12 protein-coding genes are annotated in these 16,392 nt (G+C 68.1%); 5 read left to right on the top strand and 7 right to left on the bottom strand.

Annotated elements, in window-relative coordinates; translation table 11 throughout:
- Positions 1-2: 2 nt before the first annotated feature.
- From ABT392_RS17840 to ABT392_RS17830, 3 genes are all read right to left on the bottom strand, one after another.
- Positions 3-1,697 (bottom strand): M14 family metallopeptidase, encoded by a 1,695-nt coding sequence (locus ABT392_RS17840; protein ID WP_395385052.1) that lies wholly within the window; start codon positions 1,695-1,697, stop codon positions 3-5.
- 161 nt (positions 1,698-1,858) lie between these two features.
- Positions 1,859-2,455 (bottom strand): hypothetical protein, encoded by a 597-nt coding sequence (locus tag ABT392_RS17835; protein WP_395385053.1) that lies wholly within the window; start codon positions 2,453-2,455, stop codon positions 1,859-1,861.
- 20 nt (positions 2,456-2,475) lie between these two features.
- A complete protein-coding gene (locus ABT392_RS17830) occupies positions 2,476-3,675 on the bottom strand; it encodes an FAD-dependent monooxygenase (protein ID WP_395385054.1) in 1,200 nt (399 codons plus the stop codon).
- 71 nt (positions 3,676-3,746) lie between these two features.
- Here ABT392_RS17830 and ABT392_RS17825 point away from each other — a divergent pair, with 71 nt between their 5' ends.
- Both ABT392_RS17825 and ABT392_RS17820 read left to right on the top strand, forming a co-directional pair.
- Positions 3,747-4,730: a potassium channel beta subunit family protein gene (locus ABT392_RS17825; RefSeq protein WP_334279454.1), complete on the top strand. Its 984-nt coding sequence runs from the start codon at positions 3,747-3,749 to the stop codon at positions 4,728-4,730.
- 94 nt (positions 4,731-4,824) lie between these two features.
- Entirely contained in the window at positions 4,825-7,989 is a 3,165-nt protein-coding gene (locus ABT392_RS17820) for a two-component regulator propeller domain-containing protein (protein ID WP_395385055.1), read from the top strand.
- Positions 7,990-7,993: 4 nt separating this feature from the next.
- On the opposite strand, the gene murU is transcribed toward ABT392_RS17820, so the two are convergent.
- Both murU and ABT392_RS17810 read right to left on the bottom strand, forming a co-directional pair.
- Positions 7,994-8,686 carry an N-acetylmuramate alpha-1-phosphate uridylyltransferase MurU gene (gene murU, locus ABT392_RS17815; RefSeq protein WP_395385056.1) on the bottom strand — a complete coding sequence of 231 codons (693 nt, stop codon included), beginning with the start codon at positions 8,684-8,686 and terminating at the stop codon, positions 7,994-7,996.
- Between the two features lie 20 nt (positions 8,687-8,706).
- On the bottom strand, positions 8,707-9,291 hold the full coding sequence (locus ABT392_RS17810) for a hemerythrin domain-containing protein (RefSeq protein ID WP_395385057.1): 585 nt from the start codon (positions 9,289-9,291) through the stop codon (positions 8,707-8,709).
- 122 nt (positions 9,292-9,413) lie between these two features.
- On the opposite strand from ABT392_RS17810, the gene tkt reads away from it, so the two are divergent.
- The 3 genes from tkt to ABT392_RS17795 all read left to right on the top strand — a co-directional run bounded on the left by tkt (position 9,414) and on the right by ABT392_RS17795 (position 14,781).
- Complete coding sequence (gene tkt / locus ABT392_RS17805; RefSeq protein ID WP_395385058.1) at positions 9,414-11,444, top strand: transketolase; 2,031 nt, start codon at positions 9,414-9,416, stop codon at positions 11,442-11,444.
- A gap of 132 nt (positions 11,445-11,576) precedes the next feature.
- Entirely contained in the window at positions 11,577-12,575 is a 999-nt protein-coding gene (gap, locus tag ABT392_RS17800; RefSeq protein WP_395385059.1) for a type I glyceraldehyde-3-phosphate dehydrogenase, read from the top strand.
- Between the two features lie 166 nt (positions 12,576-12,741).
- Positions 12,742-14,781 (top strand): S8 family serine peptidase, encoded by a 2,040-nt coding sequence (locus ABT392_RS17795; protein ID WP_395385060.1) that lies wholly within the window; start codon positions 12,742-12,744, stop codon positions 14,779-14,781.
- Here the strand turns inward: ABT392_RS17795 and ABT392_RS17790 are convergent.
- Together ABT392_RS17790 and ABT392_RS17785 are read right to left on the bottom strand one after the other, a co-directional pair.
- On the bottom strand, positions 14,752-15,498 hold the full coding sequence (locus ABT392_RS17790; RefSeq protein ID WP_395385061.1) for a hypothetical protein: 747 nt from the start codon (positions 15,496-15,498) through the stop codon (positions 14,752-14,754). The two genes, ABT392_RS17795 and ABT392_RS17790, sit on opposite strands and share 30 nt — an antisense overlap.
- On the bottom strand, positions 15,498-16,361 hold the full coding sequence (locus ABT392_RS17785; RefSeq protein WP_395385062.1) for a biotin--[acetyl-CoA-carboxylase] ligase: 864 nt from the start codon (positions 16,359-16,361) through the stop codon (positions 15,498-15,500). Before ABT392_RS17785 ends, ABT392_RS17790 begins: the two co-directional genes overlap by 1 nt.
- Positions 16,362-16,392 lie beyond the last annotated feature (31 nt).

The following is a 16,392-nucleotide window of genomic DNA, read 5'->3' as shown; positions in this document are numbered from 1 at the left end:
AATCAGTCGAGGACCACCTCGGTCCGAATCGTCCCGGCCCGCTCGGCGCTCGCGGTCAGCGTCAGCCGCGTGCCGGTGGGCGCGCGCAGCACCCATTCGGCCACGGCGCGGTCGGCGGTCACCTCACGGGTACCGATGAAGGCGAGCTGGCTCTGCTTGGGTGCATGGCCTTCGAGCTGAGGGCCCTCCACGCGCTCCTTGCCGCTGATCAGGCTGATCTCGGGGTCGTTGGCCGGCAGGTGGATGTCGAACATCACGCCGCGCACCACCTTGCGCTCGAGGGCGCGCCTGGTCACATAGGCCGGCAGATAGCCGCTGTTGGCGACCGCCAGGCGCACGCGCCAGGTGTCGGCGCCCAGGGCGCGGACTTCGGTGCGCACCAGCTCCAGCTTGGGCAACGAAAGGGCAATCTGCGTCAGCCAGGCCGGAAAGCGCGCCGCTTCGCGCTCGCGCAAGGCAGGCGGCGGATTGCGCCAGTAGTTCATCTTGTCCCAGCCGCCGATCTCGACCGCGCCGAGCTGCGGATGGAAGAAGGGCCGCCAGTCCACATGGGCCTGGCCGTCGCACTGCTCGTCGCTCCACTTCATGAGCTTGAGGTCGTCCTCGACCGGATGGTCGCGGTACCAATCGATCCACTTCGTGTTGGCGATGCCTGCCTCGCGCGCCGGCGACCACAGCTCCACCACCCAGAACAAGGCGCCCAGGTGCTCGTACATCCAGTCCTGCGTGCCGGTGATGACTTCCTTGGGGTGGTAGCGGAAGTCGTGCCAGATGCTGATGGCCGGATAGCCGGTGGCCTTTTCCCCGAGTGCCGAGAAGCGCTGGTAGGTCCAGAGGTCTTCCGGCGTCATGTCTTCGTCGGCCTGCGTGCCCATCGGGCGCAGGATCACGCCGCTGTGCGTGTGAAAGCTGATGGCGGCGCCGATGTTGGGATGGGTGGACACGAAGTCCACCATTGCGCGCACCTCGGGCTCGCTGGTCGGGTAGGGGCCGGCGCCGAGCTGCTTGTATTCCTGCCGCCAGTCGCTCGGGAAGTTGCGGTTCAGGTCCAGGCCTTCGCGGTCCTTGTTGACCACGACCGTCAGGCCGTCATGGGCCTTGATGAAGCCCTCGGGCATCAGGCGGTAGTACTCGCCGCCGAATTCACCCGGCTCGCGCGCCACCATCAGGCGCGGGTCGGTCTCGTGCTTCTTGTAGCCGCCGTGCGGGTCTGGAATGCGCATCGTGAGGATGCGGCCGTCGCCATCGATGTCTTCGACCGTGAGGCCGTCGACCGGCTCTTCGTCGTAGGGGTAGGGTCGGGTCGAGCTGCGGATGTGGCGTGGCCGGTCCGCCAGCGCGAGCTCGGCGCCATCCGGGTTCAGGCGCGGCACCATGTAGAGGGTGCGCGTATCCAGCAGGTGGGTGATGGCGGCGTCGTTGCCGTGGTCGCGCAGGAGCTGGTGCAGGTAGTACAGGCAGGTGGTGCAGGCGGTCAGCTCGGCAGCGTGGATATTGCCGTCCAGCCAGAAGGCCGGCTTGTCGATGTCGGCGCCGGTGGCGGTGTTGGTCAGCACCAGCAGCCAGATGTCACGGCCCTCGAAGCTCTTGCCAATCGAGCGCACCGAGACCAGGTTCGGCCGCGCCTCGGCATATTCAAACAGGAGCTGGGTCAGCGCGTCATAGCGATAGAACTCGTTGAAACGCGGGGTGGGCATGGCTGCGGGCATGGATGGCTTTGCGGTCGCCCCGGGTCGGGGCCATGGCGGCGATGCTAACGGAGCGCAGCGGCACGCGGTGAGCGGGCCTACCCTGGCTGCTTTCTGCTCAGCCGGACGACAGCCTGCCGAGCCAGCTCAAGGAGGCCCTCCCGCCCGCTTCAATAACCCCAGGGTGTTGGCGGCGGATCGACCGGCCGGGTCAGGTCGAAATCGACGCGGAACTCCCGCCCCTCGCGCACCAGGCGGTAGCTGAACACCTTGGGGTAGATGTACACCTGCCAGGTGTTGCCCACCGAGGCGGCCAGGCCCTGGCGGACGAACTGTTCCTTCGAGACCGCGTCGACCGGGAATGACTGGACTTGCGGCCAGCCGGCGTCCTGCGTGTGGCCGCCATACATGGTCGAGCTGTCGTCGCTGCCATCCGGTTTGCGGTGGTCATGCTTGAGCAGCAAACCGGCGCCGGTCTGCGTGATCAGCCAGGTGCGCGAACGGTTCTCCCCGACATGGAAGGGGATCTGCAGCTGCTGCTCGCTGCAACGCCGCACATGCATCACGAGCCGACCCTCGAAGCCGCTGCCCTTGGGGTTGTCGATCACGACCTTGCCCTCGTAGGCTTTGCCGCAATGCTCACGCAGCGCATTGAAGAAGGCCTGCTGCGCCTCGGCGGTGAGCAGCGGCGCGGGCTTGATCGTCTGGGCCATGGCGGCGGGGGGCGCAAGCACCAGCAGCAGGGCAAGGGAGGGATGAAGGCGCATGTGGATTCCTTGGCGGGCGCTCAGCGCCGCCCAAACATCATCTGTCTTGCCAATGCCTTCTTGAGCGGTGGCAAGGATTGCAGGGCGGCCAGTCCCAGCGCCCGCGCCGCCGGCAGGCCGGGCCAGCGCCAGGTGAAGGTGCGGGCCAGAAAGTCGGTGCTGACGATGGTGCTCCAGCGGTCGGGGCCACGCTGCCATTCCACGCTCTTCAGCGCGGCGTCGATCTTGTGCACCCCATGGCGGCGCAGGGCATCGACCAGGCTCCAGGCGTCGCGCAGGCCCAGGTTCAGCCCCTGGCCGGCCACCGGGTGCAGGGTCTGGGCGGCATTGCCGATGCGCACGACACGGCCGTCCACCAGGCTGCGCTCGGCATTCAGCCCCAGGGCAAAGCATTTCAAGGGGCTGATGGATTGCAGCGGCCCGACATCCTCGGCCAGCAGGGAGTTGATGACGGTGAGGCGCTGGGCATCGCTGAGCGTGGCCACATCGTCCTCGTCCTGCGGCAGGCACCAGACCAGGGCCGCGCGGCGCTGGCCATCACGTGGGCGCAAGGGCAGCAGGGCCAAGGGGCCGTTGCGCGTGAAGCGCTCATAGGCCACGCCGGCGGGGCTTTCGGCGCTCAGGGTGACGGTACCGACCCAGGCGTTCTGCTGATAGTCGCGGGCCAAAGACTTGCGCGCCTGGTCGGCAAACACGCCGCCCTCGGCGACCACGGCCAGGTCGAAACTCTCGACGATGCCGGCATCCACTTCCACGCCGCCAGTCACCGCCTTGACCGCCGCCACCGGCGAACCGAAACGCGTGAGCAGTCGCTCAGGCTCGGCCGCCGCAGCCGCCAGCCATGCCGCTTGCAAGGGCGCTACCAACTGACCGTAGTGCAGCACGGCGCCAAGCTGCTCTACGCCCTGCTCAGCCGCCGTGATGCGCACAGCGGGCATGTCCTGCAGCGTCGGCGGCGCCTGGCTCACATGCACTTGAAGAATCGGCTCCGCATCGCTCGCCGGCCAGGCTTTGAGCCTTTGCAAAAGCTGCACGCTGCCCAGTGACAGCGCAATCGTGCGCGGATCGCCCGACACGTCGCGGTCTGCCTGGCGGGCATCGAAGAGGCTGATCTGCGCCTGCGGCAGGCTGCGGGCCGCATGCAGAGCCAGGGTCAGGCCGGCGGGGCCGGCGCCGATGACGGCCAGTTTCAGCGATGGCGGCAGCGGGGTATTGCTCATGCGAAAGACTATAGCGGCCGGTCTGCGCTACGCTCTGGCGCTTCCACTTCAGCAGTCAGAAGAAGCACACCATGCAATACCGTCGTCTGGGCCGCAGCGGCCTGCAAGTTTCCGAGCTCTCGCTGGGCTCCTGGGTCACGTATCACAACCAGGTCGATACCAAGGCCGCCACCGAGATGCTGGCCGCGGCCTTTGATGCCGGCGTCAACTTCTTCGACAACGCCGAGGTCTATGCCCAAGGTCAGAGCGAGGTGGTGATGGGCGAGGCCTTCAAGGCGCTCAAGTGGAACCGGCTGGACTACATCGTCTCGACCAAGTTCTTCTGGGGCCTGTCGCGCGAAGGCAATACGACGACCAATCGCAAGGACACGCTGAATCGCAAGTACCTGATGCAGGCCATCGACGGCTCCCTGAAGCGCATGCAGCTGGACTTCATCGACCTGGTCTATTGCCACCGCCCCGATCCGCACACGCCGATCGAAGAGACGGTGCGCGCGATGAGCGACATGATCACCCAAGGCAAGGCGCTGTACTGGGGCACCAGCGAATGGAGCGCGTCCGACATCCGCGCCGCCTGGGAAATCGCCGAGCGCCACCACCTGCACAAGCCGGTGATGGAGCAGCCGCAGTACCACCTGTTCTGCCGCCGCAAGGTCGAGCAGGAATATGCCCGCCTCTATGAAGACCTGGGCCTGGGCCTGACCACCTGGAGCCCCCTGGCTTCGGGTCTCCTGACGGGCAAGTACAAGGATGGCATCCCGGCTGACAGCCGTGGCGCGATGGAGAACATGGCCTTTCTGCGCGAAGGCCTGACCGACCCGGCCAAGAATGCCGTGGTCGCGGAGCTGGCCAAGATCGCCGACGAGCTGGGGGGCAATGTGGCCCAGCTGGCCATCGCCTGGGTCAACCGCAACCCGCATGTCTCGACCGTCATCCTCGGCGCCAGCAAGCTTTCGCAATTGCAGGACAACCTCGGCGCCCTGGCGCTGACACCGCGGCTGACGCCCGAGGTGCTGGCGCGCATCGATGCGCTGTGCAAGGCGCTGGCGAGCTGAAGCTTGCAGCTTGCCGAGCGGGCGGGCGGCTCGACGCGGTCCCCACACCACATGTCTTCTGGGCCGGGCAAAGGCTCGGCTACCATGAGGCGTCATGTTCCGTGTTCTTGTAGTCGCCCTGTCCTTGTCGCTGCTTGCCGCTGGCTCCGTGCTGGCGGCGCCAGCGGAGCCGCTCAGCGAACCGCGCTTCGAGTCGGTCGGCCAGGGCAGCGCAATCCCTTCCGCCGTGGTGGCCGCGCTGGCCCAGGACAAATACGGCTTCTTCTGGATAGGCACGGGCGCCGGCCTGGTGCGCTATGACGGCTACAGCTTTCGCGTCCAGCTCCGCACCGAGGGCGAGAAGGCCGGCAAGGGCCTGGGCTTTGTGCGGGCCTTGCTGGCCGCTCGCGATGGACGGCTCTGGATAGGCACGGAATCTGATGGCCTGGCGGTCTATGACCCGGCCAGCGAGCAGGTGCGTGTGTTCCGCAACGACGGCGACAAGGCCGACAGCCTGGCGCCCGGCACCATTCGCGCGCTGGCCGAGGGCTCGGACGGCGGCATCTGGATTGGCGCCGTAGGTGGCGGCCTGAAGCGATTCGACCCGGCCAGCGGCCGCTTCAGCCACCACCGCCACGCCGGCCAGCCGGGCAGTCTGCCCGACGATCGAGTGCAAACCCTGCTGGTCGACAAGGCTGGCACGCTGTGGGTGGGCAGCTGGGCCGGGCTGGCCCGGCGCCAGGCCGGCAGCGAGCACTTCGAGCCGGTGCTCTCGGGTCGCGGCGAGCCGCTGGCCGAACGCATCATCAATGCGCTGCACGAGGCCGAGGACGGCAGGCTCTGGATAGGCACGCAGCAGGGCGACCTGCTGCTGCTCGACCCCGCGACCGGCCAGCACCAGCTGCTGGATCGTGAGGGCGGACGCGGTTCCGTGGCCACCTTCGTCACCGCGCATGAGCGGGAGCTGTGGGTGGGGCGCACCGGCGGCATCGAGGTGCGCGCGATCGACGGAAAGCTGCTGCGCGTGCTGCGCCACAACCCGCGCAATCCGGCCAGCCTGGCCGGCAACGAGGTGCGCTCGCTGCTGCGCGACCGCGCCGGCTGGCTGTGGGTGGGCGGCTATGGTGGCGGCCTGCAGCGGCATGACCCCGAGAACCGCAGCATCTGGGTGAGGCGCGAGGTCGAGGGCTTTGGTGGCGTGTTCGAAGATCCCGATGTACGCAGCGTCAAGCAGCTGTCGGACGGCGAGACCTGGGTCGGCACGATCGAGAAGGGTGTGGCCATCTTCGACCGCGGGATGCGACTCGTCGGCTCGCTGCTGCCCATGCCCGGCCGCGCTGGCGGCCTGCCCAATGGCCGCATCGGCGCCATCGCGCAGATGCCGGACGGCGCGGTCTGGCTGAGCAGCGATGCCGGCGTGCACCAGCTCGACGCCAGTCGCCGCCAGGTCTTGAACACCTACAAGCCGGGTCAGGGCCGGGTGCGGCGCATGCTGGCCAGCAGCGATGGCCGGCTGTGGGTAGCCACGCAGGACGGGCTCTACCTGCTGGAGGGCGGCAAGCCGGCGCTGCAGCGGCTGCACATCGCCGGCGGCCAAGTGCTCAGCGGCGACGCGAATGCACTGGCCGAAGCCGCCGATGGCGGCCTTTGGGTGGGCACGGAAAAGGGCCTGTTCCGCATCGCGCCGGGCGGCCGCGAACTGCTGGCCATCCAGGCGCGCAGCGGCCAGGGACTGGCCCATGCCTCGGTGGTTGGCGTGCTGGTGGACCGCGAGCAGCGGCTGTGGGTGGACACCGCCATCGGCCTGCACCGCATGCTGGAATGGGATGGCAAGACCGCCGCCTTCGAGCGCATCAGCGAACGCCATGGCATTGGTGGCCGTGCCTTCGGTGCCAACCTGATGCAGGACGACCGGGGTCGCATCTGGACCCAGCACCATGTCTACGACCCGCAGAAGGACCATGTCTACGAGCTGACCCCTGCCGACGGCGTGGACTTCGGCACCGGCTGGTTCCGGGCCTATGGCGCCACCAGCGACGGCCTCATGCTGTTCGGCGGCAGCCGCGGTCTCCTGGTGGTGGACCCGAACCATTTCGACGGCTGGAGCTTCCAGCCGCCGGTGGTGCTGACCGAGTTGCGCATCGACGGCCGCCGCCAGGGCCAGGGCCAGGCGGCCGAAGGCCTGGCCCTGAAGCCCGGCCAGCGCAGCTTCAGTGTCGAGTTCGCCGCGCTGGACTACAGCGACCCGGCGCGCAGCCGCTACCGCTACAAGCTGGACGGCTACGACAACGACTGGATCAACACCGGCGCCGAGTTGCGCGTGGCCAGCTACAGCAACCTGAATCCAGGCCATTACACCTTGAGGGTGCGGGCGACCAACCGCAGCGGCGCCTGGAGCCCGCATGAGCTGAGCATGCCTGTCGACGTGCTGCCGAACTGGTGGCAGACCTGGTGGGCGCGCGCCCTGCTGATCGGGCTGCTGTGGCTGGGCTTGATGATCATCGTGCATCTGCGCACCGGCTACCTGCGCCGTCGCCAGCAGGTGCTGCAGGACATGGTGCGCAGCCGCACGGCCGAGCTCGAAAGCCTTTCGCTCACCTTGCAGCAGAAGAGCGCGGCGCTGGAGGAGTCCAGCCTCACCGACCCGCTGACCGGCCTGCGCAACCGCCGTTTCCTGACCCAGCACATCGAGTCCGATGTGGCCTGGACCCTGCGCCGCTTCGAAGACATGGCCCATGGCCAGGCGGCTCCCCCGCTGGACGCAGACCTGGTGTTCTTCCTGGTCGACATCGACCACTTCAAGTCGGTCAATGACGAGCATGGTCATGCCGGCGGTGATGCCGTGCTGGTGCAGATGCGCGAGCGGCTGCAGCCGGTGTTCCGCGAGGCCGACTACCTGGTGCGCTGGGGCGGCGAGGAATTCCTGATCGTGGCCCGCGCCGCATCGCGCGAGCATGCGATCGAACTGGCCGAGCGCGCTCGCGCCATGGTGGCCGACCGGCCGTTCATCCTGCCCGATGGTGCGCAGGTCACCCGCAGTTGCTCGGTCGGCTTCGCCGTCTTCCCCTTGTCGCGCCAGCATCCGCGCGCAGTGGACTGGGCGGGCGTGGTGACGCTGGCGGATGGCGCGCTCTATGCCGCCAAGCGGGCCGGCCGCAACCGCTGGGTGGGCGTGCTGGGCGCGGACGAGCAGCTCAGCGCCGCCGAGCTGCAACGCCGTGTGCGAGCCTCAGCCACGGAATGGCTGGCAGACCCGGCGCTGCAGGTGGTGCGCAGCTAGCCTGCTAGGTCGCGTTCAGCGCGTCCAGTTGCTCGGGTGTGCCCACATTGATCCAGGGGCCGTCATGGAGCTCCGCCGTGATGCGGCCCAGCGCAATGCCATGGTCCAGCGCCACGCGCATGCGCTGGCGTTCGCCCGCCCGGATGACACCGAACAGCGCCGGCCGGTACAGGCCGATATTGGCGAAGACCTGCAGCGGCCCGCCGTCGGCGCGCACATGGCCGTCGGCATCGATGGCGAAATCGCCCTGCGGATGCTGGGCCTGTGTCGGCACCATCCACAGATGGGCGAGTTGTTCAGAGGCTGCAAAGGCGGCGGCCTTGGCCGGGTCGAACTCGAAGCCGGGCATGTAGATGTCGCCCGACACCGCCCAGAAGGCCGCATCGCCATCGGCACCCAGCAGCGGCAGGGCAGTGGCGATGCCGCCGCCGGTTTCCAGCGCGCCGCCAAAGCGCTGCTGCTCGAAGCAGTAGTGCAGGCGCAGGCCCCAGCGGCTGCCGTCGCCGAGCACGGCCGGGAACTGCTCTTCCAGCCAGGCGCAGTTGATGACGATGTCTTGCACGCCGGCCCGGGCCAGCGCTTCGATATGCCATTCGATCAGCGGCTTGCCGCGGGCCTTGAGCAGGGGTTTGGGTGTGTGGTCGGTCAGCGGCCGCATGCGCTCTCCGCGCCCGGCCGCCAGGATGATGGCTCGCATGGAGCCGCAGTTTAGGGGGCCTAGAGGGCCGGGCCGAGGCCCAGCGGCGTGGGCAGGCTGTTGAGGATGCGTTCGACCAGGGCGCGGTAGGGCTCGTCCGGTGCATGGCCGGTGAGCGGGTCGCGGTTGGCGGCAAAGGCCTCGTCGAGGTCTTCCCAATCAGTCGCCTGCAGATGTTCGAGCGCGAGCGGCAGCACTTCGCGCTCCTCGATTTCCATGTGGCGCAGATAGCCCTGCACATAGCGCTCGGCCAGCTGCTCGAAGGCGTTGCGGCGGGCTTCGCCCATCATTTCGAAGGCCAGCAGCGCATGCTCCAGGTCGCGTATCGCGCGCTCGCCGCGGTCATGGTCGTCGTCGAGCCGGTCCAGTGTCTCGCGCACCGCCGGCACGCGTGCGCGCAGTTTCGGAAACAGCAGCTCGCTCTCCTTCGGGTGATGCAGCCGCTCAGGGAACTCGTCGACATAGAAAAGCATGGCGCGCAGCGCGGTGAAGTCGGGCAGGGTGGCGCGCCGGCGGTGCTCGGCCAGCAGGAGAAGGATCGAGCGCAGCATGGCCGCAAGGGCTCGATGCTCTTCACGGATCACGCGCAAGGTCAGCGGGTTCATGACGCAAGCCTGCGCCCGTATTCGCGACCCTGCTTTGCCCTGGATCAAGGGTCTGGATCGACGCCATCGCCGGGCCACGTAAAATGCCGGGTTTACCCCAGAACCAACCCAACACAGACACCATGGCCAACTCCGCTGCCCGCAACACCAATTTGATGGCCAATGCCATCCGCGCACTGGCCATGGATGCCGTGCAGGAAGCCAACTCCGGCCATCCCGGCGCGCCCATGGGCATGGCCGAGATCTCCGTTGCGCTTTGGGCCCGCCACCTGCGCCACAACCCGGCCAATCCGCACTGGGCCGACCGCGACCGTTTCGTGCTGTCCAACGGTCATGGCTCGATGCTGATCTATGCGCTGCTGCACCTCACCGGCTACGAGCTGCCCATCGGCGAGCTGAAGAACTTCCGCAAGCTGCACAGCAAGACCCCGGGCCACCCCGAAGTGGGCATCACCCCCGGCGTTGAAACCACCACCGGCCCGCTGGGCCAGGGCATCACCAATGCCGTGGGCCTGGCGCTGGCAGAGAAGCTGCTGGCCAAGGAATTCAACCGCGAAGATCACGCGATCGTCGACCACCACACCTACGCTTTCCTGGGCGACGGCTGCCTGATGGAAGGCATCAGCCACGAGGCCTGCGCCCTGGCCGGTGCCTGGAAGCTGAACAAGCTGATCGCCATCTACGACGACAACGGCATCTCCATCGACGGCCAGGTCCAGCCCTGGTTCATCGACAACACGGCCCAGCGTTTCCAGGCCTATGGCTGGAACGTGATCGGCCCGGTGGACGGCCACGACGTGAACGCTGTGGACGCGGCCATCGCCAAGGCCAAGATGAGCGAGACCAAGCCCACGCTGATCATCGCCAAGACCACCATCGGCAAGGGTAGCCCGAACCGCGCCGGCACGGCCAAGGCGCATGGCGAGGCCCTGGGCGCTGACGAAATCAAGCTGACCCGCGCAGCCCTGGGCTGGGAGCATGAGCCCTTCGTCGTGCCCAAGGAGGTCTACGAGGCCTGGGATGCCAAGACCGAGGGCTCGAACCTGGAAGCCGACTGGGACGCCCAGTTCGACGCCTATGCCGAGGCCTTCCCCGAGCTGGCCGCCGAGTTCACGCGCCGCATAGCGGGCGTGCTGCCTGCCAACTACGCGCAAGTCGCCGTCGATGCCGTCATCAAGGCCCACAGCGAAGCGCAGACCGTGGCCAGCCGCAAGGCCAGCCAGCTGGCGCTGGAAGCCTTCACCGCTGCGCTGCCCGAGCTGCTGGGCGGCTCGGCCGACCTGACCGGCTCCAACCTCACCAACACCAAGTCGACGGCGCCGCTGCGCTTTGACGATGCCGGCGTGCCCAACGGCGGCCGCCACATCAACTACGGCGTGCGCGAGTTCGGCATGGCCGCCATCATGAACGGCGTGGCCCTGCACGGCGGCTACATCCCCTACGGCGGCACCTTCCTCACCTTCAGCGACTACAGCCGCAATGCGATCCGCATGGCCGCGCTGATGAAGCAGCGCGTCATCCATGTGTTCACGCACGACTCCATCGGCCTGGGCGAAGACGGCCCGACCCACCAGTCGATCGAGCATGTCGCTTCGCTGCGCCTGATTCCGGGCCTGGATGTCTGGCGCCCGGCCGACACCACCGAAACCGTGGTCGCCTGGACCATGGCCATCGGCAACGCGCAGCGCCCGAGCGTGCTGGCCCTGTCGCGCCAGAACCTGCCCTATGCGCCCAAGACCGCGGTCGATGAAATCGCCAAGGGCGGCTACGTGCTGGCCGAGCCGAGCGAAGTCGGACTGAAGAAGAAGGCGCAAGCCGTCATCATCGCCACCGGCTCCGAAGTTCAGCTGGCCCTGCATGCGCAAGCCCAACTGGCCAAGAGCGGTATCGCCGTGCGCGTGGTCTCCATGCCCTCCACCAGCGTGTTTGATCGCCAGGACCGCGAGTACAAGCTCTCGGTGCTGCCCGAAGGCATCCCGCGCGTGGCGGTCGAGATGGGCGCCAGCGACGGCTGGTGGAAGTACGGCTGCGCAGCCGTCGTCGGCATCGACACCTACGGCGAGTCGGCCCCGGCGCCGGTGCTGTTCCAGCACTTCGGCTTCACGCCGGAGAACCTGGCCGACACGGTGCGTGTGGTGTTGAAGAAGGCTTGATGCCGCGCAGTGTCTTGATGGCCCTTGGTAACCCGGGCGGCAGTGCGACCGGGTATCCTTGCGGCTTCGCCGTTCCGGGCGCCTGACGCACCGCGGGGCCGCAAGAATTCCCAATACCCAGGAGCTTTCCTCATGACGATCAAGATCGGTATCAACGGCTTCGGCCGCATCGGCCGCATGGTGTTCCGCGCTGCCATCGCCAATTTCAAGGACGTGGAAGTCGTTGCCATCAACGACCTGCTGGAGCCTGACTACCTGGCCTACATGCTGACCTACGACAGCGTGCATGGCCGCTTCGACGGCGAAGTCTTGGTCGACGGCAACACCCTGATCGTCAACGGACGGCGCATTCGCCTGACCGCCGTGAAAGACCCGTCCGAGCTGAAGTGGAACGAAGTCGGCGCCGACATCGTGATCGAAGCCACGGGCCTGTTCCTGGACAAGGCCAGTGGCGAGAAGCACCTGGCTGCGGGCGCCAAGAAGGTCGTGTTCTCCGCGCCTTCCAAGGACGACACGCCGATGTTCGTCTACGGCGTCAACCACAAGACCTATGCCGGCCAGGCCATCATCTCCAACGCCTCGTGCACCACCAACTGCCTGGCACCGCTGGCCAAGGTGCTGAACGACAAGTGGGGCATCAAGCGCGGCCTGATGACCACCGTGCACGCTGCCACCGCCACTCAGAAGACCGTGGACGGCCCGAGCAACAAGGACTGGCGCGGCGGCCGCGGCATCCTCGAGAACATCATCCCGTCGAGCACCGGTGCCGCCAAGGCCGTGGGCGTGGTGATTCCCGAGCTGAACAAGAAGCTGACCGGCATGAGCTTCCGCGTGCCCACGAGCGATGTGTCGGTGGTCGACCTGACGGTCGAGCTGAACAACCCGGCCACCTACGCCGAGATCTGCGCCGAGATGAAGGCGCAGTCGGAAGGCGCGCTCAAGGGCGTGCTGGGCTACACGACCGACAAGGTCGTCGCCACCGACTTCCGCGGCGATGCGCGCACCTCGATCTTCGACGCCGACGCCGGCATCGCACTCGACTCCACCTTCGTCAAGCTCGTGTCCTGGTACGACAACGAGTGGGGCTATTCGAACAAGGTGCTGGAGATGGTGCGCGTGGTCGCGGCCTGATCCTGTTGGCCTGGGCGGCATCGCTCGCTGCCTTCAAGAAGCCCCGCTCTGCGGGGCTTTTCCGTTTGTGTCCGTCAAGCGTGGAAGCGATTGCCTTTCTTCACAGCAGGCGGCAGGCCGCGCTTCTACACTGCGGGCATTGCGACCAAGCCTCCAAGGCGTGCTGATGAATTTCGCGACCAAGCAGTTGCTGGCCAGTCTGAGCCTGGCCTTCGTGTTCACTGGCGCCAGCCAGGCCGCCAGCGATGAATCGGCGCGGGTCATCGTGCGCTTCAAGGCCGCGGCGCCGAGCGTGCGGGCCAAGATCATGGCGGCGAACAGCGGCGCGCTCGAAGTGCGCCAGATCGCTCAGACACGCGCACTCAGCCTGGCGCAAAGAATCGGTCGCCCGCTGGCGGCCCTGCGAAGCCTGGACGAGCGCACCCATGTGATGCTTGCGGATGGCCTGAGCTCAGCCGAGCTCGCCAGGCGCCTGGCGCAGGACAGCGAAGTGGAACTGGTTGCGGTCGACCACCTGCGCCGCCACGCGGCCACGACGCCGAACGACCCGCTCTACGCCGTGGGCAACAACAACCTGCCGGCCGTCGGCCAGTGGTACCTGAAGGCGCCGGCGGGCGAGGTGGTCTCCAGCATCAATGCGCCCGACGCGTGGGACAAGACCACCGGCAGCGCTGCCATCGTGGTGGCCGTGCTCGACACCGGCGTGCGCTACGACCACCCGGACCTGGCGGCCAAGCTGCTGCCTGGCTACGACATGATCGGCTTCGCCAGCAGCAGCTCCGTGGCCCGGGCTACCGCCAATGATGGTGACTTGCATGACGCCGACGCCAACGATCCGGGCGACTGGGTCTCGCAAGCCGACATCACCAGCGGCGCGCTGGGCAGTGGCTGCACCAGCGCCGACATCAGCAACAGCTCCTGGCATGGCACGCGGGTCTCCGGCCTGATTGCCGCGTCCAGCAACAACGGCCTGGGCATTGCGGGCGTCAGCTGGGGCAGCAAGATCCTGCCGGTGCGGGTGCTGGGCAAATGTGGCGGCTACGACTCCGACATCATTGCCGGCATGAAATGGGCCGTGGGCCTGAACGTGCCCGGTATCACGACGGTCAATGCAAACCCGGCCCGGGTGCTCAACCTGAGCCTGGGCGGCGAGGGCAGCTGCGCGGCCAGCGACAGCACCGGCGCGCTGTACCGGGAGGTCATCACCCAGGTCACGGCCCGCAACGCTGTGGTGGTGGCGGCCGCCGGCAACACGGCCGGACTGGCCGTGGGCGTGCCGGGCAACTGCCCGGGTGTGGTTGCGGTGGCGGCGCTGCGGCACGTCGGCAGCAAGGTCGGCTTTTCCAGCCTGGGCCCCGAAGTGACCATCAGCGCCCCTGGAGGCAACTGCATCAACACCGGCGCGGGCGAGCCCTGCCTCTACCCGATGCTGAGCACGACCAACAGCGGACCAACAAGCCCCAAGGCGGCGGACAACGCCTATACCGATGGCGCAGCCTCGGTGGGCACCAGCTTCTCGGCGCCCCTGGTGGCGGGCACCGTGGCCCTGATGATGTCGGTGCGGCCGGGCATGAGCCCTGCCGAGGCGATGGCGGCCTTGCGCAGCAGCGCGCGGCCCTTCGTCAGCATCGGCGCCACGGCCGGCACCCTGCAATGCCGAGCGCCCAACGGCACCGAGCTGCTCGAGTGCTATTGCAATACCAGCTACTGCGGCGCCGGCATGCTGGATGCCGCCGCGGCCGTGACTGCGGCCCAGGCGCTGAACGGCGTCACCGTGCAGGCCAGTGCCAGCCCGACGGCCGGCCAGTCGGTCACGCTTACCGCCGGCATCACCGGCCTGGCTGCCGGCCGCAGCGTTGCGGGCTACAGCTGGACCCTGGTCGACGGCGGCGGCATCGTCACCGGTTTCAGCTCGGGCACGAACACGCAGACCGTGACCCTGACGCCCTCGGCTGCCGGCAGCTTCGTGGTGCGGGTCACGCTGACCGATGACCAGGGCACGAGCTACCCAGGCAACCCGAGCACGATCTCGGTCGCTGCGGTGCCTGTGGTGGTGACACCGCCTGTGAGCTCGGGCGGGGGTGGTGGCGGCGGCGGTGCAACCAGCCCCTTGTGGCTGCTGGGCCTCTTGCTGGCCGGCGCCTTGCTGGGCGGCCCGGCCCGCTCTCGGCGCTTGTCAGCGGCTGCCGCCCGAGCTCGCGGCTGAGGCTGCAGCGGGGGCGGGCACGGGCGTGGGCGTGAGCGTGGGCGCAGAAGCCGCCACGCCGGCAGAGGGCACGCAAGTGTGCAGGCCCGGCCCGCCGAACTCGCGGGCCGTCAGCGTTCGCAGCTGCGCCTGCAAGGCGCCGTCGGCGGCTTCGAAGCGCAGCTTGTGGCTGGTTTGGGCCTTCTGCAATTGCAGCACCCGCAGGCCCTTCAGGGCGCGCTGCGAGAAGGCTTCCAGCGCGGCTTCGGCCGCCTTTTCGCTGGCATGCCGGCTCAGCAGCAGGCTGGGCTGTTCTTCGGGCATGCCGGGCAGCGCTTCATAGGGCACCTTGAGCCGCTTGTAGGTTTCTTCCTTGCGCTCGCGGAAGTCCTTGCTGGTCAGCTTGATCGTGGCCACGCCCCACTGGCCCGCCTGCTCGCTGGCCTGCAGCTCATAGCTGGCCGGCGTGATGCCGACGCGCTCCAGCGAGCTCTGCACCTGCTGCAGGGCAGCCTCGCCCACAACCGGGCCGATTTCGATGCAGGCGGTGAGTTGCAAGGCGGCAGCGGCCTGCGGGCTCAGCAGGCTGACCCGGTCGACCTGCTGGGCCTTCTTCAGCCGCTCGGGCTCGCGCTCGCCGATGGCGCGCAAGCCGGTCAGGCCATCCAGCCAGCCCTGGGTCCAGGAGAAGAAGAGCGCATTGACGACCAGCAGCAGAACAAGAAGGGCGCGCAGCATCAATGGGGATCCCCGGGTGAAAAACGGACTGAAACCTCGCCGCCGCTGACGGCTTGCGGCGCGCCGCTGCCGGTCTGCAGCAGCAGCTCGCCCTGCGCGTTCACGCCAGCGCCCAGGCCTTCAAGGCTGCCAGCGGTGATGAGTTGGCCGCGCAGGAGGTCGCGGCGCTTGTAGGCGTCAAGCCAGGGCGTCAGACCTTGGCTCGCATAGCCGGCCAGCAGGCTGATCAGCGGGCGTGCCAGCAGGGCCAGGGCGCGCGGTGCATCGATGCCTGGATAGAGCTCATCCAGACTCGCGAAGCCGGTCGCGAACTGGTGGCCGTCCACCGGCTTGCCTTCGGCCAGAATGTTCAGGCCGATGCCGACGACGACCATGCGCTGGCCACCGGCCGGCACGGTCTCGATCAGGATGCCGCCAAGCTTGCGGCCATCGAGCCAGAGGTCGTTGGGCCATTTGAGGCCGATGTGCAGCGCGCCTTCACCGGGCGGCTCCAGCGCGTCCGCCAGCACGGTGCCCACCGCCAGCGACAGGCCGGCCGAGTCGGCCAGGGCCATGGGCAGGGCCAGCGAGATGGTCAGCGAGGCGCCAGGGCTGGCGACCCAGCTGCGGCCCATGCGGCCGCGGCCCTGGGTCTGATGCTCGGCCACCAGCAGGCAGGGCTGCAGGTCGTGGCTGCGGCGGGCGTGGCCGCGGCGATCGCTTGACGGCTCTTCGCTGCTCTGGCGCAGGCGCTCCAGCAGTTCGGTATTGGTGGAGCCGCAACGGGCCAGCACCTCGATCGAGAGACCGGGCAGCAGGGGTTCGAGCTCCTGCCAGAGCGCCTCGGCGCCCCAGTTCAGGTGTGTGGCAGGGCTCAGGCTCATGGTGGGGCGATGGCTTTGTTGAATGAGGCGG

It is taken from the genome of Paucibacter sp. JuS9 (assembly GCF_044043925.2).
In the GTDB taxonomy this organism is placed as follows: Bacteria; Pseudomonadota; Gammaproteobacteria; order Burkholderiales; family Burkholderiaceae_C; genus JAUASW01.
Note: the sequence above shows the minus strand (reverse complement) of the source record. Positions and strands in the feature narration are given on the sequence as shown.